This is a genomic window from Streptomyces desertarenae (assembly GCF_042681365.1).
GTDB classification, from domain to species: Bacteria; Actinomycetota; Actinomycetes; order Streptomycetales; family Streptomycetaceae; genus Streptomyces; species Streptomyces desertarenae.
In genome coordinates this window covers 76845-101391 of sequence record NZ_JBHUFU010000004.1, presented here as the reverse complement: position 1 = coordinate 101391, position 24547 = coordinate 76845, and the positions used below count along the sequence as shown (strand labels likewise).

The window sequence follows — 24547 nt, the reverse complement described above, 5'->3', positions numbered from 1 at the left end:
GGGGCGCCGGCCGGTGCCGTGCGGGCGGGGCGGCGCCGGGAGCGCGTTTCCGGGGCCGGTCGCAGCGGGCAGGGAACCGGGGACGACGGAGGAGGGGGACCCGTGATCGTCTGGCTGAACGGCGCCTTCGGCGCGGGCAAGACCACCGTGGCCCGCGAACTGGTCGGACTGCTGCCCGAAAGCGTCCTCTTCGACCCCGGACTGGTCGGTGCCGGCCTGCGCACGGCCCTGCCCCGCAAGCGTCTGGACGAGGTGGCGGACTGCCAGGACCTGCCCGCGTGGCGGCGGCTCGTGGTGGACACGGCCGCCGCCCTCCACGGCGAGGTGGGCGGAACCCTGGTGACGCCGATGACGCTCCTGCGGCAGGAGTACCGCGACGAGATCTTCGGTGGGCTCGCCGCCCGCCGCATCCCCGTGCGGCACGTGCTGCTGGAGGTGGGGGAGACGGTCCTTCGGGAGCGCATCGCCCGGCGCGAGGGGAGACCCGGGGACGAGGGGGGCCGCGCGGCGGTGCGCGCCCGGTGCCTGGGGCGCCTCCCGGCGTACCGGCGCGCGCTGGACTGGCTGAGGGCCGACGCGTACACCCTGGACACCTCCTCCCTCACCCCGGCGCAGACCGCCGAACGGGTGGCGGCGGCGCTGCGCGCCGGGAACGGCGCCTGCGAGATCGTGCAGACCCCGGAGCCGACCGCGGAGACCGTGGCGGCCGGAGTCCTGCTGTTCGACGAGGAGGACCGGGTGCTGCTGGTCGACCCGACCTACAAACCCGGCTGGGAGTTCCCCGGCGGCGTCGTCGAGCCCGGCGAGCCGCCCGCCCGCGCCGGGGTGCGCGAGGTGGCGGAGGAACTGGGCCTGCGGCTGGACGCCGCGCCCCGGCTGCTCGTCGTCGACTGGGAGCCGCCCCGGCCGCCCGGCTACGGCGGCCTGCGGATGCTGTTCGACGGCGGCCGGCTGCCCGCCGCCGCGGCGCGCGGCCTGCTGCTGCCCGGCGCCGAACTGCGCGGCTGGCGGTTCGTCACCGAGGACGAGGCCGCCGGACTGCTGCCCCCGGTGCGGATGGAGCGGCTGCGCTGGGCCCTGCGCGCCCGGGAGCGGGGCGTCACGCTCAACCTGGAGGCGGGGACACCGGTCGGCACGTGAGGCCGCCGCGGCACCGCGCGGGCGGGCGTCCCGCGCGGCGCCGCGGCGGCCCGCCCGCCGGATCGCACCGGGCGAGCGGGCGGACGGACGGCGGTCAGCCCCGCCGCGCCGCGGCGTACCGGTGCAGGAACAGCGCCTCGGCGACCGACAGCCGCCGCAGCTCCTCGGGGGAGACGCTCTCGTTGGCGGCGTGGATCTGCGCCTCCGGCTCGCTCAGGCCGATCAGCAGGATCTCGGCCTCGGGGTAGAGCGTGCCCAGGGTGTTGCACAGCGGGATCGAGCCGCCCATGCCGGCCGTCTGCATCTCGGCGCCGTCGTACGCCTCGCGCATCGCCTCGGCCATGGCGCTGTACGCCGGGCTGGTGGTGTCCGCGCGGAACGGCTGGCCCTCGCCCACCTGCTCGACCCGCACCCGGGCGCCCCAGGGCGCGTGGGACTCCAGGTGGGCGGTGAGCAGCTTGGTGGCCTCGGCGGCGTCCGCGCCCGGCGGGACCCGCAGGCTGACCAGCGCCCGGGCACTGGCCTGCACCGACGGGGTGGCGCCGACGACCGACGGGCAGTCGATGCCGAGCACGGTGACGGCCGGGCGGGCCCAGATCCGGTCGGCGACGGTGCCCGAGCCGATCAGCTCCACCCCGTCCAGGACCCTGGCGTCCGCGCGGAAGTCCTCCTCCGCGTACTGCAGCCCCTCCCAGGAGGCGTCCGCGGCCAGGCCGTCGACGGCCGTGGAACCGTCCTCGGCCCGCAGCGAGTCCAGCATGCGGATCAGCGCGGCGAGCGCGTCCGGGGCGGCCCCGCCGAACTGGCCGGAGTGCAGGTTGCCCTCCAGCGTGTCGACCTCGACCGTCACCATGGTCATTCCCCGCAGGGTGGCGGTGACGGTGGGCAGGCCGACGCGGAAGTTGCCGGAGTCCCCGATGACGATGGCGTCGGCGGCCAGCAGCTCTGGATGCTGCTCGGCGTAGCGCTCCAGCCCGCCGGTGCCCGTCTCCTCCGACCCCTCGGCGATCACCTTGACGCCGACCGGCACCCCGCCGTTGGCCTTCAGGGCGCGCAGCGCGAGCAGGTGCATGATGAGGCCGCCCTTGCAGTCGGCGGCGCCGCGCCCGTACCACCGGCCGTCGCGCTCGGTGAGGGTGAACGGCGGGGAGAGCCAGGCGGCCTCGTCCAGCGGGGGCTGCACGTCGTAGTGGGCGTAGAGCAGCACGGTCGGCGCGCCGGCCGGGCCGGGCAGGAAGCCGTACACCGACTGGGTGCCGTCGGGGGTGTCCAGCAGCGCCACGTCCGTGAAGCCCTCGGCGCGCAGCGCGCCGGCCACCCACTCGGCCGCCGCCGCGCACTCCTCGGGCGGGAACTGCGCCGGATCGGCCACCGACCGGAAGGCCACCAGCTCGGCGAGCTCGGCCCGGGCCCTGGGCATCAGCGAGGTGACGGTGGCCTCCAGCCCTGATCGGGTGGGCGAGGGGCGGCTGCCCTGTGTCATGGGGAACGCTCCTTCGGGGTGCTGCGTTGTGTGCCTGTGGACGGGATCACCGGACGTACAGGCGGATACGTGGTGCCGATACTCCCACAGGGGGTGCGCGCGGCCGCAGGTCCTAGGATGCGGCGGTAACCGGTAGCGGCTAAGCGGGAGCGGTAACACACGTGAGCAGCGAGAACGCCGAGGGCACGGACGGGCAGAACCCGGTGTGGGACGTCGTGGTGGTGGGAGCGGGGCCCGCCGGGGCCTCGGCGGCGTACGCCGCGGCCGTCGCCGGACGCAGGGTCCTGCTGGTGGAGAAGGCCGAGCTCCCGCGGTACAAGACCTGCGGCGGCGGCATCATCGGGCCGTCCCGGGACGCCCTGCCGCCCGGTTTCGAACTGCCGCTGCGCGACCGGGTGCACGCGGTCACCTTCTCGCTCAACGGCAGGTTCGCCCGCACCCGCCGCTCCCGGACCATGCTGTTCGGGCTGGTCAACCGGCCCGAGTTCGACCAGGCGCTGGTGGAGTCCGCGCAGAAGGCGGGCGCGGAGCTGTGGACGGGCGCCGGCGTCACCCGCGTCGAGCAGCACGGGCCGGCCGTCCCCGACCGGCGCACCGTCGCCGTGGTCCTCGCCGACGGGCGGACGGTGCTGGCCCGTGCCGTGGTCGGCGCGGACGGCAGCGCCAGCCGGATAGGGGCCCACGTCGGGGTCAAGGTCGAGCAGGTGGACCTGGGCCTGGAGGCCGAGATCCCGGTGCCGCCGCCGGTGGCGGAGGACTGGGCGGGGCGCGTCCTCATCGACTGGGGGCCGCTGCCCGGCAGTTACGGCTGGGTCTTCCCCAAGGGGGACACGCTCACGGTCGGGGTGATCTCCGCCCGCGGCGAGGGCGCCGCGACCAAGCGCTACCTGGAGGACTTCATCGCCCGTCTGGGGCTGGCCGGCTTCGAACCCGAGATCTCCTCGGGGCACCTGACCCGCTGCCGCGCGGCGGACTCCCCGCTCTCCCGCGGCCGGGTCCTGGTCTGCGGTGACGCCGCCGGGCTGCTGGAGCCCTGGACGCGCGAGGGCATCTCCTTCGCCCTGCGCTCCGGACGGCTGGCCGGGGAGTGGGCCGTGCGGATCGCCGAGGCGCACGACGCGGTGGACGCCCGCCGCCAGGCCCTGAACTACGCCTTCGCCGTCAAGTCGGGGCTGGGCGTGGAGATGGGCGTGGGGAGCCGGATGCACGCCGTCTTCGCCCGCCGCCCGACGCTGCTGCACGCGGTGCTCACCGGCTTCCGCCCCGCCTGGAACGCCTTCGCGAGGATCACGCGGGGGACGACCACCCTGGGCGAACTCGTCCGCACCCACCCCGTGGCCCAGCGGGCCCTGGAGCGGCTGGACCGCTGAGCGCCGAGAACGCCGGGGAGCGCCCCCGGCGGGCGGCCCGGCGAGCCCGGGGTGCGGGCCCGCGCCGGGGCCGCCGCCGTCACGGAGCGGGCCGGCCCCGGCCGCCCGGTTGCGGCACCGTGCCCGGTCAGGACGCCAGCGCCGACTCCGGCACCGGCGAGGGGTCCTGACGCGTGATCCGCGCGTGCAGCTCGCGCAGGGCCGGGCCGGGTTCGGAGTTCGCCTCCTCCGCGAGCCGCCGCCGCGTCTCCTCGTAGACCAGCAGGGCGTCCGAGGGGCGGCCGCTGCGGTACAGCGCCAGCATCAGGAGCCCCACCAGCCGCTCGCGCAGGGGGTGTTCGGCCACCTGCCGGGTCAGCTCGGGGACGCACTCGCGGTACCGGCCCAGCTCCAGATCGCCCGCCAGGCGCGTCTCCAGCACCATCAGCCGCTTCTCCGCCCAGCGGCGCCGCTCCCCGTCCAGGTAGGGACCGGTGAGCCCCTCGGCGAACTCGCCGCGCCACAGCTCCTCCGCCTGCCTCGCCAGCGCGCCCGCCCGGTGCAGGTCGCCCGACTCGCGCGCGGACAGCGCCTCGCGCAGCAGCGTCCGCCGCTCCGCCAGGTCGTCGATCCTCGCGTTCTCCAGCCGGTAACCGCTGCCGGTCCACACCAGTTCCGGGGACGAGCTCCCCCCGCCTGCCGCCGTGAAGGCCCGGCGCAGTCCGGAGACGTACTTCTGCGCCAGGTTCCGCACGTGGGACGGCGGTTCGCCGCCCCAGACCGCGCTCACCAGCGCCTCGTACGACATCGGCCGGCCCTCCTGGAGCAGCAGGACGGCGAGCACCGCCCGCTGCCGGGGCGGTCCCAGCGGCACCTCGGTCCCGTCGCGCAAGGCTCGCAGCGGACCGAGCAGTTCGAATCGCAGACCCTCAGCCATGTGCGCCCTCCCTCGCTGCCCCATGAGCCTACGTCCTCGGGGGCGTTCCAGTGGATCTCCCGGCGAACGGCCGGCGGGTCGCGCCGGTGCGGCCGCGCGGGACCGCACGCGGGCGGGGACGCGGGCCGGCCCCGGTGGCACGTCCCCGGGGGAGCCCCCTGCGCCTCCCCGCCGCGGCGGCCGGATTCCGACGGCGGCCCGTCCCCTTCCCGGCCCCTCGGGGGGCCGGCCGGGTGAGGCCCGGCGGGGCGGCCGCCGGCCGCCGGCGGAGCCCGGGGCGGTACGCGGCCCGCCCCGCTTTGTTCGGGAGCGGTACAAAGACAGAATGGAGCGGTGACCCCGACGCGTACAACAAGGCTGGAGAGAGGCCGCGGCGCCCTCGGCCCGGCGCTGGAACTCGTGCACACCGGACGTGCGCCCACCCGCGCGGTGCTGACCGCGGAGCTCGGCGTGACCCGGGCGACCGCGGGGGCCGTGGCCGCCGAGCTGGAGGCGCTGGGGCTGATCACGGTCGACTCCCGGCCCGGGGTCGCCGCGGGCACGCAGGGCCGCCCCTCCCACCGGTTGTCGGTCGACCCCGACGGTCCGGTCGTGCTCGCCGCGCAGGTGCACGCCGACGGCTTCCGCGCCGCCCTGGTCGGGCTGGGCGGCCGCATCGTCGCCACCGAGCCGGGCGCCCTGACCGTGGAGGCCGACCCGGCGCAGGTCCTCACCGAGGTCGTGGGGGCCGGGGTCCGGCTGCTGCGGGAGACCGGACGGCGCTGCCTGGGGGCGGGCCTGGCCGTGCCCTCCGCCGTCGCCGAACCCGAGGGCACCGCCCTCAACCCGCTGCACCTGGCCTGGCCGCCGGGCGCACCCGTGCGGGAGATCTTCACCCGCTGCCTGGCCGAGGCGGGCGTCACGGGCCCGTCCGGGGACGAGCCGGCGACCGGCCACGCCGCCAACGACATGAACCTCGTGGCGCTGGCCGAGCACCGCCACGGCGCCGGGCGCGGCGCCCGCGACCTGCTGTGCGTGGCCACCGGGCACCGCGGGGTCGGCGGCGCACTGGTCCTGGACGGCCGGCTGCACACCGGCAGTTCGGGGCTGGCCATGGAGGTCGGGCACCTGACCGTGGACCCGGACGGCCGGCCCTGCCACTGCGGCGGGCAGGGCTGCCTGGACGTGGAGACCGACCCGCTGGCCTTCCTGGAGGCGGCCGGGCGCGAACCCGGTCCGGAGACCGGCATGCTCCGGCGCGCCCTGGAACTGCTCCGCACCGGGTACGGCAGCGACCCGGCGGTACGCGACGCCGCCCGCCTCCTGATCGACCGGCTCGGCCTCGGCCTGGCCGGGCTGGTCAACATCCTCAACCCCGACCGGATCCTCCTGGGCGGCCTGCACAGCGCGCTGCTGGAGGCGGACGCCGAGCGGCTGCACGCGGTCATGGGGGAGCGCAGCCTGTGGGGGCGCGGCGGGAGCGTGCCGGTGCTCGCCTGCGCCCTGGAGCACAGCAGCCTGGTCGGCGCCGCGGAACTGGCCTGGCAGCCCGTCCTGGACGACCCCATGGTGATACAGCAGGGCTGAGGACCCGGCCGGGCCGGGACACACCGGGGCGGGCGCCGCCGGGCGCCCCGGGCCGGCCGGGTCCGGTCAGACGGGCCGGGCCGGGGTCTGCCCGCCCGTGCGCACGGCCGTGCGCACGGGTGCGGGCGCCGGGGAGCGGGGCAGGGACCCGTCGGGACGCGGCAGCGGCTCCGGCGCGGGCGGAGGAGAGGGCGGCGGCCCGTCCTGCGCCGCCCGCGCCGCGTCCCGGGCGGTTCCGGCGGGCTCCCGGGGCTCCGCGGGGGCGGCGGACGGGACGGTCTGGGACGGCACCGGCAGGACGAGCCGCACCGCCCTGTCGGCGTCGTCGCGCCGTGCGCCGCGGACCCCGCCGGCGAGGTACCCGCCGGCGAGGAACCCTCCGGCGAGGAATCCGGCGGGGCGGCCGGCGGGCGGGCACGGCTCGTCGCGCACGGAGATCGTCAGTTCGCCCAGGCACAGGGCGATCTCCACGGTGCAGCGCCGGTCGGGGCCCGCCTGGCGGTGGACGTCGCAGAGCAGTTCGGCGACGCCGCTGGACGCCGGGCCGACGAGCGCGTCCAGTTTCCAGTAGCGCAGCTGAGCAGAAACGATTCTGCGGACCTGTCCGGCCTGCGAGGGGAGGGCCTGGAACTCCACCGTCCGCTGCCGGCCGGACGTACTGGGGTGGCTGATCACGACTGCGGCTCCCTGAATGGCGGTTGAGGGTTCCGGACGACGGAGAGCGCGTCAAGCGTGCTGACGGCCGCTACGACACAAGCATCAGCGTGATTCAGGTGGTGAAAGGGTGCAAGCCGGGCGTGTCAAAGGGGCAACGCACCGGCAGGGGACCTCCGCGGACCCGTGACGGCGGCCCGCCGGACGGGGAGGGGCGCGGGGCGCGGGCCCGTGCGGTGGGCACCGCCGGCCGGCCGCCGCTCAGCGGGGTGCCGCCCGCCGCTCCGCCGCGATGCCGGGGACCCGGCTCCGGGCACCGTGCAGCGCGGCCATCAGCCCGTCGCGCATCTGGCCCTTCAGGCGCAGCGCGTACCGGTTGCCGTTGATCGTCGCCAGTGCCCGGTCCGGCGCGGCGTACCACGCCCCGCTGATACGGACCTGCTCCACCGGGGCGCTGTCGATCTCCCGGCCGTAGCTGGTCAGCAGCACCAGCCGGCCGTCGCGGACGACGACCTGCCCGGCCCGGGTGAGCGACCGCAGCCACCGCGCTATCCGTACTCCGGTGGCACTGAACTCGGGCTCCGCCACAGCGCACCGCCTCCCGCCTCGTCACCGCCGGCCCGCCCCCGCGGCCGGGCCGTCACCGGCGCCACCCCCACCGGGTGCCCTGCCATGCAGTCTGCACCCCTCCCCGGCGGTGCGCCAGGGTGCGGGGACGGCAGTACGCGCACCGAAGCGCGGAACGCTCCCCTCCGCGCGACCGCGCGCTCACGGCGCGGCGACGCCGGCGCCGCGCGCTCGGCCCCCGCGCTCGGCCCCCGCGCTCAGCCCCCCGTGCGGCCGGCCTCCCCGCCCGCGACCACCAGCTCCAGGCCCGGCAGGAGCTCGCCGATCTCGGCGCGCGTCCCCGCGGGCATCCCGCCGTCGGTCACCAGCGTGTCCACCTCCTCCAGCGAGGCGAACGAACTGAGCCCCACCGTCCCCCACTTGGTGTGGTCCGCCACGACGACCACCCGCCGGGCCGAGCGCACCAGACGGCGGTTGGTCTCGGCCTCGGCCAGGTTGGGCGTGGACAGGCCCGCCTCGGCGGATATGCCGTGCACGCCCAGGAACAGCACGTCGAAGTGGAGGGAGCGGATCGCCGCGTCCGCCACCGGCCCCACCAGCGAGTCCGAGGGGGTGCGCACCCCGCCGGTGAGCACCACCGTGGCCGCGCCCTCACCGCCGCCGTCCGCCCGCTGCGCGGCGTGGAAGACGTCCGCCACCCGCACGGAGTTGGTCACCACCGTCAGCTCCGGCACGTCCAGCAGGTGCCGGGCCAGCGCGTACGTCGTCGTCCCGCCCGAGAGCGCGATCGCGCTCCCCGGGACCGCCATCGCCGCCGCCGCCCGGGCTATCTCCTCCTTGGCGCCCAGCTCCAGGGACGACTTCGCCTCGAACCCCGGTTCGTGGGTGCTCGCCCCCGACACCGGCACCGCTCCGCCGTGCACCTTCTCCAGGGCGCCCTGCCGGGCCAGCGCGTCCAGATCGCGGCGCACCGTCATGTCCGAGACGTTCAGCCTGCGCGTCAGCTCGTTGACGCGCACCCCGCCGCGCCGTCTGACCTCGTCGAGGATGAGCGCGCGCCGCTGCTCCGCCAGGAGGTTCTGGTTCTCGCTCACCTGCTGGTCCGTCCCTTCTCCCCACCGGTGGTCGTATGCGCGGTCGTACGGGCACCTGTTCGGTCCCATCCTTCCACGGCCCCCCGGCGCCGCCGCGGCACGGCGGTGACGCGCCGACGGACCGGACGGGGTGCGCCGGACGGCGTGCACCCCCCATCCTGGTTGCGCCGCACGGGAGTCGGCAGGCGCAGGACACACAGATCGGGGGCCGTGACATGTCCGAGAACCGGCCGGGACCACCGGCGGCCGAGCACCGCGAACCGGCCCTGGAACTCCTGGTGCACGGGGTGGGCGGGACCACGCCGCAGGAGATGCTGGGCGACCCGCGCACCGTGCGCGTCACCGGGGACGGCACCGCGGGCATCCACCGCCGCACCGACGACGCGGACGCCGAGGGCCGCCCGCAGGACCCCGAGGGGGAGCGCCCCGGCGGACCGGCGGCCGGCCGCGCCCGCCCCATCCCCGAGGCGTACTGCTGGTCCAACCTCACCTCCGGCAACAGCGCGCGGGCCCTGTGGCTGCTCCTGCTGCCGTTCATGGTCGCCAACCTCGCCCACTGGATGCGCCCGGCCGCACCCGCCCGGCATCCGGCCCAGCGGATCTACGACGTGCTGGTCCGGCTGGTGGCGCTCTCCCTGACCGTCCTGCTGACCGCCGCCGCCTGCGAGGTCGCCCTCGACCTGGTCGCCTGGCAGTGCGCGGCCTCCGCGCGCTGCACCGGCGGCAAGTCCTGGCTGGACCCGATCGCCGGGGGGTGGTGGTCGCAGCCCGGCCGGCGGCTCGTCCTGGCCGCGCTGCTGCCCGCCGGGCTCACGGCCCTGCTGTGGTGGCTGTCGCACCGCACCTGGAGCGCCTACGAGTCCGCCTCGCCGCCCCCGCGGCCGCCGGGGCCGGCCCATCCCCAGCCCGGCGGGGAGCGGCCCGCGCTGTCCCTGCCCGGTTTCTGGTACGGCCGCCGCCTGGTCTCCCGGCTGCGCGCCGCGCACACCGCCGCCGGACTGCTGACGGTGGCGACCGCGCTGCTGGCCGCGGCCCTCGACCACGACCGGCGGCCCGGCGGTCCGGTCCCGGCCGCCTGGGGCTGGGCGGCGGCCGCCGCCGTCACGGCGGGCTGGGCGGCCACCGTGCTGGTCGTGGCCCGCAAGGGGCGCACCGAGTCCGAACCGGACGAGGGGATCGACCGGCTGGCCTCGACGGTCCTCCCCGGCGCCGCGCTGGGGGTGCTGGTGCTGGTCGCCGGGTACGCCGCCTGGCCCCGCCCGGGATGGTCCTCCTCCGCCCAGCTCCCGGGCACCGGCGCGTTCGCCTGGCTCACGCTGCTGCAGGGAGCCCTGGCGGCCGCCCTCGCCGTCACCGCGTACGTGCTGCACCGGGCGGCACCCCCCGGCTCGTGCGCCGGGCGGTGCGCCATGGGCGGCCTCGGGGGCGCCGCGGTGGCGCTGCTGGCGTGCGCGCTCGGCGGGGTGCTGACCGGAGGGGCGGCCCAGCGCGTGGCCGACTGGCTGGACAAGGACGGCACCCCGGGCGTGGCCGGGGGCGCCATCGCCGGACCGCCGGTACTGCTGAGCTGGCAGGCCGCCGTGATCCCCCTGCTGCTGCTGGTCGTCCTCGCCTTCGCGCTGGGCGCCGCGGTGCACGCGGCGCGCGAACGCCGCCGGCTCACCCCGGGGATCGTCGACGCCTACGAGGGCGAGCCCCGCGAACTGGCCTCCCGCAGCCGCCAGATCGCCCGTGCCGTCGCCTGGGCGCGGCTCACCGACGCCGCGCCCGCCCTGATCGCCTCCGTCACCGCCGCCACGCTGCTGCTGGGCGGCGGCGCGCTGGCGGGCGCGGCCCGCACCGGACTGCCGCCCGGACCGGCGGCACGGACCTGGCCCGGACCGCTGCCCGCGGTCGCCGACGCGGTCCAGGCGCTCGGCTCCTGGCTGATGGGCGCGCTGGTGGTGCTGCTGGTGACGGTGGGACGCCGCGCCTACCGCGACGCGGCCGCCCGCCGCACCATCGGCATCCTGTGGGACGTGGGCACCTTCTGGCCGCGCGCGGCCCACCCCTTCGCGCCCCCCTGCTACGCCGAGCGCGCGGTGCCGGACCTGACCTGGCGGATGTGCACCTGGACCGCGCGGACCGGCGGACGGCTGGTGATCTCCGGCCACTCCCAGGGCAGCGTGCTGGCCGCCGCGGCCGTCTGGCAGCTCGATCCGGTCACCCGCGGACGCGTGGCGCTGCTGACCTACGGGTCCCCGCTGGAGCGGCTCTACGGGCGCTGGTTCCCGTCCTGCTTCGGCCCCGGCCCGCTGCGTGCCCTGAGCGAGGAGGTGGACTGCTGGCGGAACCTGTGGCGGCTCACCGACCCGATCGGCGGCCCGGTGCTGGTCGGCGGGGAGGACGGGGAGCCGGAGGTGGACCGCGGCCCGCTGCGGGACCCGCTGCAGTACGGCCGCACCCCCGAGCACCCGCTGCCCGAGCCCGTCCTCGGCCACGGCGACTACCAGGCCGACCCGGCCTTCGACGCCGAGCGCGCCGCCCTGCTGGACCGGCTGGCGGCGGTGCGCGACGGGGCGGCGGTGCCGTCCCAGGGCGCCCCCGCGGGGAAGCCCGTCCCCGCCGGGGGGCCGGAGGCGGACGGAGGGCCGCACCGGGAGGAGAGCGGCGCACCGGCCGGATAGCCCGGCAGGCGGCGGCCGCGGACCCCGCGCGACGTCCCGCGCCGGGCGCCCCTCAGTCCCGGGCGAGGGCCGGAAGGTCCTCGGGGTGGAGCAGCGTCAGGTCGTCGGTGTCGGGGTCGTCCAGCTGGGCGACCCGGCCCGCGTGCCGCTCGACCATCGCCTCGAAGGTCTGCCGCGCCGTGCGGCCGTTGCCGAAGGACGGCCCCTTGGGCAGCTCGGTGAAGTACTCCAGCAGTGCCTCCGCCGTCCCCTCGGCGAGCTGGTACTCGTGCTCCTCGGCCTGCTGCCCGACGATCCGCAGCAGCTCCTCGGGCGCGTAGTCGCCGAAGGTGATGGTCCGTGAGAAGCGTGAGGCCACGCCCGGGTTGACCTCCAGGAAGCGCTTCATCTCCGCGGTGTACCCGGCGACGATGACGACCACCTCGTCGCGGTGGTCCTCCATCAGCTTCACCAGGGTGTCGATCGCCTCCCGGCCGAAGTCCCGGCCGGAGTCCTCGGGGGAGAGGGCGTACGCCTCGTCGATGAAGAGCACGCCGCCGCGCGCCCGGTCGAACGCCTCCTGGGTGCGCAGGGCGGTCGAGCCGATGTGCTCGCCCACCAGGTCCACCCGGGAGACCTCCACCAGGTGGCCGCGCTCCAGCACCCCCAGCGAGTGCAGGATCTCCCCGTAGAGCCGGGCGACGGTGGTCTTGCCGGTGCCGGGGGAGCCGGTGAAGACCAGGTGCCTGCGCACGGAGGCCGCCTTCAGGCCCGCCTCCCGGCGCCGGCGGCCGACCTCGATCATGTCGATGAGGGCCCGGACCTCCTTCTTGACGCTCTCCAGGCCCACCAGCGCGTCGAGTTCGCCCAGCACCTCCTTCGCCGGGCGCGGGGCCCCGCCCGCCCCGCCGGAACCGTCGGGGCCGCCGGAACCGTCGGAGCCGCCCGGGGCGGCGGGCCACGGGGACGGCCCGGCCGGCTGCTGCTGGGGTATGCCGCCGAGCAGCCCGGCGGCGCGGGCGGCCGGATCCGCCGCGGACGCGGAGGGCGCGGGGCCGGCCGGCGGCCCGACCGGTGCGGCGCTCCGGTCGCTGGTGCAGTCCTCCACCACCGGCCCCTCGGCGGCGAACTCGTAGCCGCCGCGCGCGCAGCGCTCGGTGCGGCAGCGGCGCAGCACGGTGCGGCAGCCGTCGATCACGTGGAAGCCGTAGCCGTGCGAGCCGGTGACCCGGCAGCCGGTGAAGGTGCCCCGCCCCTCGGCGGAGACGTAGAAGCCCGCCTCGACGGGGTCGGTGACGGTGCAGCGCTCGACGGCGGGGTCCGCGCCCTTGGTGACGATCACGCCCGTGCCGGCGCCGTCGATCGTGCAGCCGGCCAGGGTTCCGCCGCTGCCGTGGTCCCGGAACCAGGCGCCGGTCGCGGCCTCCCGGATGCGGCAGTCGTCCAGCTGCACCGTGCCGCCGTCGCTCACCGACACCGCGGTGTTGCGCACCTGGGTCAGGTCGCTGTCCAGGACGTCGGCCCGCGAGCCCCGGTCCAGGACGAACAGGGCGTCGGGCACGTCGTGCACGCGGCAGGAGTCCAGCACGGCCGAGGCGCCGTCGCTCACCCACACCGCCGGGTAGTCGCCGGTGCTCTCGCCGATCTCGCAGCCGTTGGCGTCCACCCGGGTGCCCGGGTCCCACACGGACAGGCCGTTGCGGCCGAAGCGGCGCACGGCGGAGCGGGTCAGGGTGAGCACCGAGCGGGACCGCAGGTCGACCGCGTTCTCCGGGATGTCGTGGATCTCGCAGTCGGCGAGGGTGAGCACCGCGTCGGTGTCGAGGGTGACGCCGTCGGAGGAGGTGCGGTGCACCCGGCACTCCGACAGGTGCCCGGACGCCCGCGCGGCGACCTGCACCCCGGCGCCCCGGATCTCGTACACCTCGCAGCCCACGGCCTCCACCGCGCTGCCCTCCCCGGTCAGGGACAGCCCGGCGCCCGAGGCGTGGTGGACGCGGCAGCGCTCCAGGCGGGGATGGGCGCCGCCGTGCACCGACACGCCGGACTGCCCGGCCGCCACCACCTCGCACTCCTCGAACAGGCCGCCCGCGCCGCCGCCGATGCCGATGCCGAGTCCGGCGGGGTTGTCGACCGTGCAGCGGCGCAGGGTCGGCCTGGCGCCGGAGCGCACCTCGACACCGGCCGCCGAGCGCGTCACCACCCGCAGGTCCGACAGCTCCGCGGTGCACTCCTCGATCAGCAGCGCGGGCGCCGCCGCGTCCTGCCCCTCGATCTGGAGGTCCCGCACGACGGCCGCGGCGCGCACGGTCAGCGCGACCCCGTCGGGCGGCGCGATCCGCACCGAGCCGGCCTCCCCGCGCTCGGGGCCGCGCAGGGTGACGGCGCGTTCGATCACCAGGTTCTCGCGGTAGGTGCCGGGTGCCACGGTCAGCACGTCGCCGTCGCCGGCGGCCTGCAGGGCGGCGGAGAGAGTGGCGTAGTCGCCCGTTCGGCGCCGCCACCGCGACGTGCTGGTGTGCGTCACCTGGACCGAGCCCTGTGCCATGGACCGTCCCGCCCCAAACCTCGTGCGAACCTCGATCGCGCTGCCGCGCCCATCCGGAGCACCACCGTAGCGTGTGCCGGACGGGTGGGAGGACCGGTCCGGCCGCCGGCGGCGCGAGGGCCCGGCCACGGGTGACCGCAGGTCAGTTCGACCGCCCGGCCCGCCCCCAGTCGGGGCCGACCCGGGTCCACTCCTCCTCCCAGCGCGCGTAGCGGCGGACCATCAGCCGCCGTACGGCGAGCCGCCGCGCGAACTCCACCAGGCCCGCGGTGACCACGCCCGTCCCGGCGCCGGCCAGGGCGGCGTGCGAGGCGGCGGTGCCGGGATCCATCGGGCGGGTGGTGGGCTCGCCGCGGGCGTCGATCCACACCCGCAGCCTGTCCCCCGGCCCGGCCGCGCGGTCGGTGAGGACGGTGCCCGAGCGGGTGGTGCCGTCGGCGGCCGTCCAGGTGGCGGCCACCCGCCCGGAACCCGCCTCCGGGCCCGCGGACGCGTCGGCCGACGTCCCGATCACCGTCGCCCACACCTGGTGCCGCTGCCGGTGCTGCTCCCGCACGATCTCCGACAGCGTCCCGTGGGCGGCCCGGCCGCCCCACACCGCGGCGGCGGGCGCGGCGAGGAGCACCAGCAGGACGGCGCACAGGGCCAGCAGGCCCTCCACGCGGTCGGTGCCCCGGTACAGCGGGTTGCCCCGCCGGCGCCACAGCCAGGTGATCGACCGCACGACCGTTCACCCCCTCGTCCCCCGGAGCCCGCCGCCCCCGGTCCCGGGCGGGACCGGGCGGCGGAAGCACCGTTTCCTCTTCCCTCGACGAGCGTAGTGGCACCCGCGGGAGCCGCGCAGCCGCCGACCCGCCGACGCACGGGGAGGGGAGGGGAGCGGACCGGCGCGCTGGCCCCCTTCCGGGGGACACCGGTGTCCGGCGGGCCCGGGGCGGGGACTGATGGACCGTCCGTATCCGCCGTGGACGAGGTGAGGCCCGTGAGCAGCTCTTCCCAGTCCCCCGTCGTGGTCGGCGTCGACGGCTCGGACCGCTCCCTGCGCGCCCTGGACCGGGCCGTGGAGGAGGCGGTCCTGAGGGGGGCTCCGCTGGAGGTCCTGTGCGGCATGCCCCCGTACCGCTTCGCCGCCGCCGGGGGCGGCACCGCGGGGGAGGAGGGCGGCGGCGCAGGGCCGGGGCGGGGAGCGGCGGGCGCCGGCGACGAGCACCGCCGCGCCCTGCGCCGGCACCTCCGGCAGGTGGCGGAGGCGGCGGCCGAACGAGCCCGGGAGAGCGCCCCGGGGCTGCGGGTGGAGCCGGCCGTCACCGACGAGACCGCCGTCGCCGCCCTGGTGCACGCCGGCCGGCGGGCCGTGCTGACCGTCGTCGGCACCCGCGGCCACGGCGGGTTCACCGGGCTGCTGCTGGGCTCGGTGAGCCTGCGGGTGGCCGCGCACATCGAGGGGCCGCTGATGGTCGTCCGCGGCGACAACGACCGCCTGCACCACACCGTCGTCGTCGGCGTGGAGTACGGGACGGACGGCGATCCGGTGCGCTACGGCTTCGAGGAGGCCCGGCGGAGGGCGGCGGCGCTGCGGGTGCTGCACGCCTGGGAACTGCCACTGCACGCCACCGGCGCCCTGGCCCCGCCACCCACCCGCTACCTGGAGGAGATCGCCGAACAGCAGGCGCGCTACGAGGAGAACGTCCCGCTGGAGGCCGTCGCCGGGCTGCGCGAGGAGTACCCGGACGTCGACGCCCGTACCGAGACGGCGTACGCGGGCCCCGGCCACCTGCTGGTGGAGGCCAGCGCGGAGGCGGACCTGGTGGTCCTCGCCGCCCACCGCCGCCACCGCCGCTTCGGGATGCACCTGGGGCCGGTCGCCCACGCCGTGCTGCACCACGCCCACTGCCCCGTGGTGCTCGTCCCCACCGGCTGACCGGGCGGGTCGGGGCGGAAGGCCCGCGGCGGCGACGCCGCTCCCGCGGACAGCCGGGGGCGCGTCCACCGCGCGTTCGTGCGGCGAGGGGCGCATGCCCGTGCCCCCCCACTCGCTGGTGGTGCAAGGTGTTGCGCGCCGGGGTGCACGCTCCCGCACGACACTCCGTGCCCCCCACCCCGTTGCAGTCGCGCCTTCCGCGGCAGCACGATGACTGCGTGCTCAAGCAATGGCTGGCGCTGGAGGCGGGCGCGGACCCGGCCGAACGGGCGGTGGCGGTGCGCCGCGCCCACGAGGCGTTCCTCGCCGGCGGTGAGATCGGTGTGCCGGTGAGGGGCCTGGTGGCCGACTCCTGGCGGCGGTCGGCCAGGGCCTCGGTCGGACCGGACCACGTGGCCAGCGTCGACCTCACCGACCGGGACCTGGAGGCCTACCGCGCGGCGCACCCCCTGGCCCGGGTCATGCCGCTGTTCCGGGAACTGCTGGGCACCATCGCCGAGGACGGCGCCCACCTGCTGTCGGTGTGCGACGAGCACGGCCGGATGCTGTGGGTGGAAGGCCCCCCGCAGGTCAGACAGCGCGCCGAGAGGATGAACTTCATGCCCGGCGCCCGCTGGGACGAGGCGCACGCCGGGACCAACGCGCCGGGCACCGTCCTCGCCGTCGGCCACCCGGTGCAGATCTTCGCCGCCGAGCACTACTGCCGCCCCGTGCAGCCCTGGAGCTGCGCCGCCGCCCCTGTCCGGGATCCGCGCACCCGCCGCCTGCTGGGCGCCGTGGACATCACCGGGGGCGACCACCTCGCCTCCCCCCACAGCCTCGCGCTCGTCCAGGCCACCGCCCGCGCGGCCGAGGCCCATCTGGCCTCCCTCGAACCGGCCGCCGCACCGGCCCCCCTGCTGGAGGTGCTGGGCCGCGACGAGGCGCTGCTCCACACCGGGCCCCCCGCACCGGGCCGGGCCGGCGCCCGCGCCGGGGACGGGTCGGTGCGGCTGGGGCGGCGGCACAGCGAGATCCTGCTGCTGCTCGCCGCCCACCCCGACGGGCTCTCCGGCGACCGGCTGGCCCTGGAGCTGTACGGCGACCGCGACGTCACCCCCGTCACCCTGCGCGCCGAACTCTCCCGGCTGCGCAGGCTGCTGGGGCCCCTGCTGGCCTCCCGCCCCTACCGCCTGACCGGCCGCCTGGCCACCGACCTGGAGGCCGTCGACGGCGCCCTGGCCGCCGGGGACCCGGGCGCCGCGCTGACCGCCTACCGCGGCCCGCTGCTGCCGCTGTCCGAGGCGCCCGGCGTGATGCGGCTGCGGCGGGCGCTGGAGGACCGGCTGCGGCAGGCCCTGCTGGCCCGCAGGGACCCGGAGCTGCTGGGCGCCTGGGTGCGCACCCCGTGGGGCGAGGACGACCTGGAGGTATGGGAGGCGCTGGTCGGCGCGGTGCCGCCGGAGGCGAGGGCGGTGCCCGCCGCCCGCCTGCGGTGTCTGCGGGACGCCTTCGGGGTCGGCTCCCGCGCCGTCGGCGCCGCCCGCTGACCGTGCCGCCCGCGCGGGGGCACGCAACCTTCCCGCAACCTCCCGGTCCCTAGTGTGACGGTGCGCATCCACCGCCGGGCCGGTCCGCGGCACCGCCGCGGGCCGGCCGCCGCGGTGGGCCCCGGCCGTTCCGCGAGGACGACACCGAAGGACTCCGGGCGCACGGCGGTACCTGGTTCCATCCAGGACGAACGGCCCCGTGGCCGCCGGCGCCGGGAGGGGCTGCCCCCGCGGGCAGTGCGCGCCCCGGGGGGAGCGGCGTGGAGCGGCGCCCTCCTCCCGGAGGCCCGGGTGGTGCGGCGGAGCCGCGCGGCCTGCTTGACGGCGAGCAGGGCGCGCGTGCCGGCGGGCGCCCGACGCGTACGGGGTCCTCGCCCCCGTTCCGCCGCACCGCCTCCCGCGTCCCCGCGGTCCGTGCCCCCCGCCGTCCCGTCCCCGCTCCCGCGGCCCGCCCGCGGCGGCGGACGCACAGGACCCCGCCGGGCGATCGCCCGACGGGGTCCCACGAAGGCGGAGCGGGCCCGCACCGGGCGGGCCGTTCCGGACCGCACGCCGTCCGTCCGGACCGGCCGCCGTCCGGCACCGGTCCCCGACAGTCCCCGAGATCACGCGGCGGTGCGTCCGGCGCCGACGCCCGCGCGCCGTTCCGCCGGGCGGGGGTACGGACACGCCCGTGCGCCCGTACCGCCGCCCTGCCGGTGGCTCAGTAACCGCGCCCCTGGTACGGGTGGCCGTACGGCTCCTCGTACGCGGGGTACGGGCCCGGGGCCGGGGCGGGGGCGGGCATCTGCCGCGGCGGCGCCGGGCGCGGGGCGGCGACCGGACGCATCTGCGGCTGGGGCTGGTTCGGATAGCCGTAGCCGCCCCGCGGGGCGGTGGCCTGCTGGGGGATGTAGGGCGCGGGAGCCTGCTGCAGCGGCGCGGGCTGCTGCCCGGGTGCGGGCTGGTGGCCCGCGGCCGGGTAGCCCCGCGCCGGAGTCGGCTGCTGCGCCTGGTAGGAGGGCCCGGAGGGCAGCGCGGGCAGCGCGGCCGGGAGGGCCGGCAGGTGGTCGGCGGTCTCGTAGGGGGCCGCCGGGACGCGGATGGGAGCGATCTGAGGCTTGCCCCGCTCGGCGACCAGGCTGTCGTAGATCGGGGTGTCAGCGAAGGACGGCGTGCTGTAGTAGCCACCGCCGCCGTAGGTGCTGCGGGGGGACGTCATGCTCATAAGTTAAGCCCACGATGTGCTGGTTGGGGAGAGCGATCCGAAGGTCATTTGACGGGGTCTCGGTGGCCATCGACCACCGCTGTGGTCAAAGACGGGGAAAACAGCCGTTCCGTTCCCGGATGTCCCCGGGAACATCCGGTGGGAGGCCGGGCGCCGCGCTCCCCCGCGTGAGCGCCGCCGAGTGCGAGTAGGTTGGGATCGAGACCGTGCCGCGGGCGCGGGGCGGACGGCAGGCGGAGGGGAAGCGATGAGCATGCTCAAGGGCACCAACGTCCCGGTCCCCGCGGACTCGGTCCGCGTGGAGGTCGGGTGGCGCACCGGCCCCGGGGCGCCGGACGTGGACGCGTCGGCGCTGCTGCTGGTCTCGGGCAGGGTGCGCTCCGACGGCGACTTCGTCTTCTACAACCAGGCGCGGCACGCCTCCGGCGCCGTCCGCCACGAGGGCAAGCGCCCCGCGGGCGGCTCCGTGACGGACACCCTCGCCGTCGACCTGGCGCGGGTGGAGCCCGCCGTCGAGACGATCGTCGTCGCCGCGTCGGCGGACGGGGGCGCCTTCGGCCGGGTGCCCGGACTGTACGTGCGGGTGCTCGACGCCGCCGGGGGTGCCGAACTCGCCCGGTTCGACAGCCGGGACGCCACGGTGGAGACGGCCTTCGTCCTGGGCGAGCTGTACCGCCGGCAGGGCGCCTGGAAGTTCCGCGCCGTCGGCCAGGGCTACGACAGCGGACTGGCCGGACTGGCGGCCGACTTCGGGATCACGGTCGACGAGGGGCCCGCCGCCCCGCCCGCCCCCGCCCCGCCCGCCCCCGCCCCGGCGCCCACGGCACCCGCACCCGCCCCCCAGCCGCCGCCCGCGCCCCCCGCGCCCGACCCCGCGCCCCCGGCGGCGCCGCAGCCCGTGCGGCTGACCAAGGTCACGCTCACCAAGGAGGCGCCGCGGGTCTCCCTGGCCAAGCAGGGCGGCACCTCCGGCGCGATGCGGGTCAACCTCAACTGGCAGGTGCACAGGCAGTCCAAGGGCTGGGGCGCCCGGCTGGGACGGGCCATGGCCCTGCACGCCGGCCTCGATCTGGACCTGTGCGCCCTGTACGAGCTCGCCGACGGCAGCAAGGGGGTCGTCCAGGCCCTCGGCAACGCCTTCGGCTCGCTGCACCGGCCGCCGTACATCCACCTCGACGGCGACGACCGCACCGGCGCGGTCGAGGCCGGCGAGAACCTGACGATCAACCTCGACCACAAGGAGCGCTTCCGGCGCATCCTCGTCTTCGTCACGATCTACGAGGGCGCCCGCAGCTTCTCCGACCTCAACGCCACGGTCACCCTCACCCCGCACGGCGGCGCCCCCATCGACTTCTCCCTCGACGAGTGCACCGTCCCCTCGCCCGTCTGCGCCCTGGCGCTGATCACCAACACCGGCGGAGACCTCGTCGTCCAGCGCGAGTCGCGCTACCTGATCCCCGAACGCGGGGTGAGTCCGCAGCGCACCGTGGACCACGCCTACGGCTGGGGGATGCAGTGGACGCCCGGCCGCAAGTGACGACGGGCGCGCCGGCCGCGCCGCGCCCGTCCCCCCGCAGGGCCTCCGGCGAGGACGTCCCGGACCGGTGCCCGTAGGCTGTACTCCGTGAAGATCGCCCTTCTGGACTCCGGGATCGGGCTGCTGGCCGCCGCCGCCGCGGTGCGGCGCGCACGACCCGACGCCGACCTCGTCCTGTCCAGCGACCCCGGCGGCATGCCCTGGGGACCGAGGACGGCCGACGACATCACCGGCCGCGCCCTGGCCTGCGCGCGCGCGGCCGCCCGCTACGGCCCCGACGCGCTGATCGTCGCCTGCAACACCGCCTCCGTGCACGCCCTGCCGGTGCTGCGCGCCGAGCTGGAGCCCGCGGTGCCCGTCGTCGGCACCGTGCCCGCGGTCAAGCCGGCCGCCGCCGGCGGCGGCTCCGTGGCGGTCTGGGCCACCCCCGCCACCACCGGCAGCCCCTACCAGCGCCGCCTCATCGCGGACTTCGGCGGCGGGGCCGAGATCACCGAGGTGCCCTGCCACGGCCTGGCCGACGCGGTGGAGAGCGGCGACACCGGCGCCGTCGACGCCGCCGTCGCGGCCGCGGCCGCCCTCACCCCCCGCGGAGTGCGGGCCGTGGTGCTCGGCTGCACCCACTACGAGCTGGTCGCCGACCGCATCCGCGCCGCCCTCGCCGCGGAGGGGGCACCCGGACCCGCCCTGTACGGATCGGCCGCCGCGGTCGCGGCCCAGGCACTGCGCCGCACCGGCCTGGCCCCCGATCCGCAGGCGGCACCCACCGGAGGCCTCACCGTCCTCCTCGGCGGCCGTCCGGCCGGGCTTCCCCGCCCCGCGCGGAGCTACGCCGAGGGGCGGCTGCTGGCCGAGGCCGGGTCCGGGGCCGTCCGGGCCGCCGGCTGAGCGGGGGGGGCGGACCCGCCGTCGCCGGCCGGCGCCCGTGTACGGCCCCGGGCGGGATCCGTGCGTAGGCTCGCCGCATGGCGACTCCCGAATTCATCCGGCGGCTGCGCGCCAGCGCGGGCCGGCAACTGCTCTTCCTGCCCGGGGTCACCGCGGTCGTCCTCGACGACGCGGACCGGGTCCTCCTCGGCCGGCGGGCCGACAACGGCCGCTGGTCGGTCATCGGCGGCATCCCCGAGCCCGGGGAGCAGCCCGCCGACGCGGCGGTCCGCGAGGTGCACGAGGAGACCGCCGTCCACGCCGTGCCCGAACGGTTGGTGCTGGTGCAGACCCTGGCCCCGGTGCAGTACCCCAACGGCGACGTCTGCCAGTTCGTGGACATGACCTTCCGGTGCCGGGCGGTCGGCGGCGAGGCGCGGGTCAACGACGAGGAGTCGGTGGAGGTGGGGTGGTTCGCGCCGGACGCCCTGCCGCCGCTGGAGGAGTTCGCGCTGACACGCATCCGGCGGGCGCGGCAGGACGGCGCTCCCACGTGGTTCGAGACCACCGTCGACACCCGAAGTATGGGTGCGCGGCCCATCGGTGAGGGAGCGGCCCCTGCCTAGGGTGCTGGCCATGACCGCGCCGCGAACCCCGCGTACCGAGCCCGTTCCCCCGGCCCCCGCCGGCCCCGCCCCCCGGCCCCGTCCCGCCGGCGGCACCGGGCCCGCGGCCGCGCCCCTCGACCTCGGCGGGCGCACCGCCCTGGTCACCGGCGCCGCCGGGGGCATCGGCCGGGCCTGCGTCCTGCGACTGGTCGCCGCGGGCGCCCGGGTGCGCGCGGTGGACCGGGACGCCGAGGGGCTGAAGAGGCTGACCGGCCCGGCGGCCGGACTGCCCGGCGAGGTGGAGCCCGTCCACCTCGACCTCACCGACCTCGACGCCGCGGAGCGGGCGGCCGCCGGGACGGACGTGCTGGTCAACAACGCCGGGCTGCAACTGGTGCGCCCCGTCCAGGAGTTCCCGCCGGAGGTCTTCCACACCGTGCTGACGGTGATGCTGGAGGCCCCCTTCCGCCTGGTGCGCGGCGCCCTGCCCCACATGTACGCCCGGGGCTGGGGGCGGATCGTCAACATCTCCTCCGTCCACGGTCTGCGCGCCTCCGCCTACAAGTCCGCCTACGTCAGCGCCAAGCACGGCCTGGAGGGCCTGTCGAAGGTGGTCGCCCTGGAGGGCGCCGCGCACGGCGTCACCTCCAACTGCGTCAACCCCGCCTACGTGCGCACCCCGCTGGTGGAGAAGCAGATAGCCGACCAGTCGAGGGCGCACGGCATACCCGCCGACCGCGTGGTCTCCGAGATCATGCTCGCCGACGCCGCCGTCAAGCGGCTGATCGAGCCCGAGGAGGTCGCCGAGGCCGTCGCCTACCTGTGCGGCCCGCAGGCGTCCTTCGTCACCGGCACCTCCCTGGTGATGGACGGCGGCTGGACGGCGCACTGACCCGCGCGCCCGGTCCGCGCCGGCGCACGACGGACGCACCTCCGGCGCATCCCCGGCGCACCGGCCCTGGCGCACCCGCACGACCGGCAGGTATCCCTGTGCCCATGTCCCAGCACCCCGCCCCCGAACCCGCCTCCGCCCGGCCCGCCGGTCCCTCCGGGACGGCGCCCCTGGAGTTCCTCGAACTCCTCGCCCGCGGCGCGCCGGCCGAGGAGTACGAGCGCCCGGGGCTGCGCGGCCACGACCGCGCCCGCCTGCTCGCCCTGCGGGTGCGCTCCGAACTGGAGGGGCGCCGCAGGCGCGAGGCGGAGCTGACCGCGCTGTTCGAGACGGCGCACGACCTGGCCGGGGTGCGGGGCCTGGACGACGTGCTGCGGGCCATCGTGCAGCGCGCCCGCTCGCTGCTGGGCGCCGAGGTCGCCTACCTGACCCTCAACGACCCCGAGCGCGGCGACACCTACATGCGCGTCACCGAGGGATCGGTCTCCGCCCGCTTCCAGCAGCTCCGCCTGGGCCTGGGGGAGGGGCTGGGCGGACTGGTCGCGCAGACGGCCCGCCCCTACGTCACCGACGACTACATGCGCGACGAGCGCTTCCTGCACACCCGCACCATCGACTCCGGCGTCCGCGACGAGGGCCTGGTGGCGATCCTGGGCGTGCCGCTGGTCCTGGGCCGCGAGGTGATCGGCGTGCTGTACGCCGCCGACCGCCGGGTGCGCGTCTTCGAACGCGAACAGGTCGCCCTCCTGGCCTCCTTCGCCGCCCACGCCGCCGTCGCCATCGACACCGCCCGGCTGCTGGCCGAGACCCGCGAGGCGATGGCCGAGCTGGAGGCGGCCAACGCCATCATCCGCGACCGCAGCGCCGCCATCGAACGCTCCTCGGAGGTGCACGACCGCCTCACCGAACTGGTGCTGCGCGGCGGGGGCGTGGAGGACGTGGCCGCCGCGGTCTCCGAGGTCCTGGCCGGAACGGTCGAGTTCGCCGAGGGCGAGGGGGCGCGCGCCCGGGCCGTCGAGCGCTCCCGGCGCGACGGCCACGCGGTACGCGACGGCGACGCCTGGGTGGCCGCCGTCTCCGCGGGCGGCGAACTGCTGGGCGCCCTGGTGCTGGGCGGGCACCGCGAGCTGGACCCGGTGGACCAGCGCACCCTGGAGCGCGCGGCCATGGTCACCTCCCTGCTGCTGCTCGCCCGCCGCTCGGCCGGCGAGGCCGAGCAGCGGGTGCGCGGCGAACTCCTGGACGACCTGCTGGACGCGACCGGCCGCGACCCCCGGCTGCTGCGCGAGCGCGCCGCCCGGCTCGGCGCCGACCTCGACGTCCCCCACGTCGTCCTCGCCGCCCGCCCGGCCACCGGGGGAACCGGGCAGCGGGAGACCACCGACCGGCAGCGGCTGTGGTCGGCCGCCTCCCACCTGGCCGCCACCCGGCACGGCCTGGCCGCCGTCCGCGACGGCGGCACCGTGCTCCTGCTGCCGCTGCGCGGGGGCGAGAGCGCCGGGGACACCGCGCGGCAGGTCGCCGCCCAGCTCGGCGCCGCCGTCCACGTCCCCGTCACCGTCGGGGCGTCCCCGCCGGTGCCCGCGCCCGCCGCGGCGCCCGGCACGGTCGCCGCCGCCTGCGACGAGGCCCGCCGCTGCCTGGACACCCTGCGGCTGCTGGGCCGGCACGGGGACGGCGCGGCCGCCGACGACCTGGGCTTCCTCGGGCTGCTCCTGGCCGACGGCCGGGACGTGGGGGGCTTCGTCCGCCGCACCCTGGGCCCGGTCCTGGACTACGACGAGCGCCGCGGCACGGACCTGGTGGGGACCCTGGAGGCGTACTTCGCCTCCGGTGCCAGCCCGGTCCGCACCAAGGACGTCCTCCACGTCCACGTCAACACCGTGGCCCAGCGGCTGGAACGGGTCGGCCGGCTGCTGGGGAGCGACTGGCAGAGCCCGGAGCGGGCCCTGGAGGTGCAGTTGGCGCTGCGGCTGCACCGGATGGCCGCCCGCTGACCGCCG

Annotated in this window: 19 protein-coding genes; 11 read left to right on the top strand and 8 right to left on the bottom strand. The window is 77.4% G+C overall.

The features are described from left to right. The first annotated feature begins 102 nt into the window (after positions 1 to 102). Entirely contained in the window at positions 103 to 1140 is a 1038-nt protein-coding gene (locus ACFSJS_RS08445; RefSeq protein ID WP_380898503.1) for an NUDIX hydrolase, read from the top strand. Between the two features lie 94 nt (positions 1141 to 1234). Here the strand turns inward: ACFSJS_RS08445 and ACFSJS_RS08440 are convergent, their stop codons facing one another. Further along, complete coding sequence (locus tag ACFSJS_RS08440) at positions 1235 to 2623, bottom strand: dipeptidase (protein ID WP_380898501.1); 1389 nt, start codon at positions 2621 to 2623, stop codon at positions 1235 to 1237. A gap of 161 nt (positions 2624 to 2784) precedes the next feature. Here ACFSJS_RS08440 and ACFSJS_RS08435 point away from each other — a divergent pair, with 161 nt between their 5' ends. After that, entirely contained in the window at positions 2785 to 3993 is a 1209-nt protein-coding gene (locus ACFSJS_RS08435; protein ID WP_380898499.1) for a geranylgeranyl reductase family protein, read from the top strand. Positions 3994 to 4120: 127 nt separating this feature from the next. Here ACFSJS_RS08435 and ACFSJS_RS08430 read toward each other — a convergent pair whose 3' ends face one another. Further along, entirely contained in the window at positions 4121 to 4909 is a 789-nt protein-coding gene (locus tag ACFSJS_RS08430) for an AfsR/SARP family transcriptional regulator (protein ID WP_380898497.1), read from the bottom strand. A 333-nt stretch (positions 4910 to 5242) separates the two neighbouring features. Here ACFSJS_RS08430 and ACFSJS_RS08425 point away from each other — a divergent pair, with 333 nt between their 5' ends. Continuing rightward, positions 5243 to 6475 carry an ROK family protein gene (locus ACFSJS_RS08425; RefSeq protein ID WP_380898495.1) on the top strand — a complete coding sequence of 411 codons (1233 nt, stop codon included), beginning with the start codon at positions 5243 to 5245 and terminating at the stop codon, positions 6473 to 6475. A 66-nt stretch (positions 6476 to 6541) separates the two neighbouring features. On the opposite strand, the gene ACFSJS_RS08420 is transcribed toward ACFSJS_RS08425, so the two are convergent. The 3 genes from ACFSJS_RS08420 to ACFSJS_RS08410 all read right to left on the bottom strand — a co-directional run bounded on the left by ACFSJS_RS08420 (position 6542) and on the right by ACFSJS_RS08410 (position 8790). Then, a complete protein-coding gene (locus ACFSJS_RS08420; RefSeq protein WP_380898493.1) occupies positions 6542 to 7150 on the bottom strand; it encodes an ATP-binding protein in 609 nt (202 codons plus the stop codon). Between the two features lie 240 nt (positions 7151 to 7390). Beyond that, positions 7391 to 7717 (bottom strand): hypothetical protein, encoded by a 327-nt coding sequence (locus ACFSJS_RS08415; RefSeq protein WP_380898492.1) that lies wholly within the window; start codon positions 7715 to 7717, stop codon positions 7391 to 7393. 236 nt (positions 7718 to 7953) lie between these two features. Next, complete coding sequence (locus ACFSJS_RS08410) at positions 7954 to 8790, bottom strand: DeoR/GlpR family DNA-binding transcription regulator (protein ID WP_380898490.1); 837 nt, start codon at positions 8788 to 8790, stop codon at positions 7954 to 7956. 215 nt (positions 8791 to 9005) lie between these two features. Here ACFSJS_RS08410 and ACFSJS_RS08405 point away from each other — a divergent pair, with 215 nt between their 5' ends. After that, a complete protein-coding gene (locus tag ACFSJS_RS08405; RefSeq protein WP_380898488.1) occupies positions 9006 to 11456 on the top strand; it encodes a hypothetical protein in 2451 nt (816 codons plus the stop codon). A 52-nt stretch (positions 11457 to 11508) separates the two neighbouring features. On the opposite strand, the gene ACFSJS_RS08400 is transcribed toward ACFSJS_RS08405, so the two are convergent. Together ACFSJS_RS08400 and ACFSJS_RS08395 are read right to left on the bottom strand one after the other, a co-directional pair. Next, positions 11509 to 13983 (bottom strand): right-handed parallel beta-helix repeat-containing protein, encoded by a 2475-nt coding sequence (locus ACFSJS_RS08400; RefSeq protein WP_380898486.1) that lies wholly within the window; start codon positions 13981 to 13983, stop codon positions 11509 to 11511. Positions 13984 to 14125: 142 nt separating this feature from the next. Further along, a complete protein-coding gene (locus ACFSJS_RS08395; RefSeq protein ID WP_380898484.1) occupies positions 14126 to 14707 on the bottom strand; it encodes an Rv1733c family protein in 582 nt (193 codons plus the stop codon). 258 nt (positions 14708 to 14965) lie between these two features. Between ACFSJS_RS08395 and ACFSJS_RS08390 the strand changes: the two genes are divergently transcribed. Both ACFSJS_RS08390 and ACFSJS_RS08385 read left to right on the top strand, forming a co-directional pair. Continuing rightward, on the top strand, positions 14966 to 15904 hold the full coding sequence (locus ACFSJS_RS08390; RefSeq protein WP_380898482.1) for a universal stress protein: 939 nt from the start codon (positions 14966 to 14968) through the stop codon (positions 15902 to 15904). Between the two features lie 218 nt (positions 15905 to 16122). Then, positions 16123 to 17433 (top strand): GAF domain-containing protein, encoded by a 1311-nt coding sequence (locus ACFSJS_RS08385; RefSeq protein WP_380898480.1) that lies wholly within the window; start codon positions 16123 to 16125, stop codon positions 17431 to 17433. Between the two features lie 703 nt (positions 17434 to 18136). On the opposite strand, the gene ACFSJS_RS08380 is transcribed toward ACFSJS_RS08385, so the two are convergent. Continuing rightward, complete coding sequence (locus ACFSJS_RS08380; protein ID WP_380898478.1) at positions 18137 to 18634, bottom strand: DUF6643 family protein; 498 nt, start codon at positions 18632 to 18634, stop codon at positions 18137 to 18139. Between the two features lie 253 nt (positions 18635 to 18887). Here ACFSJS_RS08380 and ACFSJS_RS08375 point away from each other — a divergent pair, with 253 nt between their 5' ends. The 5 genes from ACFSJS_RS08375 to ACFSJS_RS08355 all read left to right on the top strand — a co-directional run bounded on the left by ACFSJS_RS08375 (position 18888) and on the right by ACFSJS_RS08355 (position 24541). Further along, positions 18888 to 20177 carry a TerD family protein gene (locus ACFSJS_RS08375; RefSeq protein WP_380898476.1) on the top strand — a complete coding sequence of 430 codons (1290 nt, stop codon included), beginning with the start codon at positions 18888 to 18890 and terminating at the stop codon, positions 20175 to 20177. 87 nt (positions 20178 to 20264) lie between these two features. Next, the gene (locus ACFSJS_RS08370; RefSeq protein ID WP_380898474.1) at positions 20265 to 21065 is read left to right on the top strand and encodes a glutamate racemase; all 801 of its coding nucleotides are present in this window, start codon (positions 20265 to 20267) and stop codon (positions 21063 to 21065) included. A gap of 77 nt (positions 21066 to 21142) precedes the next feature. Further along, the gene (locus ACFSJS_RS08365) at positions 21143 to 21670 is read left to right on the top strand and encodes an NUDIX hydrolase (RefSeq protein WP_380898473.1); all 528 of its coding nucleotides are present in this window, start codon (positions 21143 to 21145) and stop codon (positions 21668 to 21670) included. 10 nt (positions 21671 to 21680) lie between these two features. Next, on the top strand, positions 21681 to 22544 hold the full coding sequence (locus ACFSJS_RS08360) for a 3-hydroxybutyrate dehydrogenase (RefSeq protein ID WP_380898471.1): 864 nt from the start codon (positions 21681 to 21683) through the stop codon (positions 22542 to 22544). 104 nt (positions 22545 to 22648) lie between these two features. Continuing rightward, entirely contained in the window at positions 22649 to 24541 is a 1893-nt protein-coding gene (locus tag ACFSJS_RS08355) for a helix-turn-helix domain-containing protein (RefSeq protein ID WP_380898469.1), read from the top strand. Positions 24542 to 24547 lie beyond the last annotated feature (6 nt).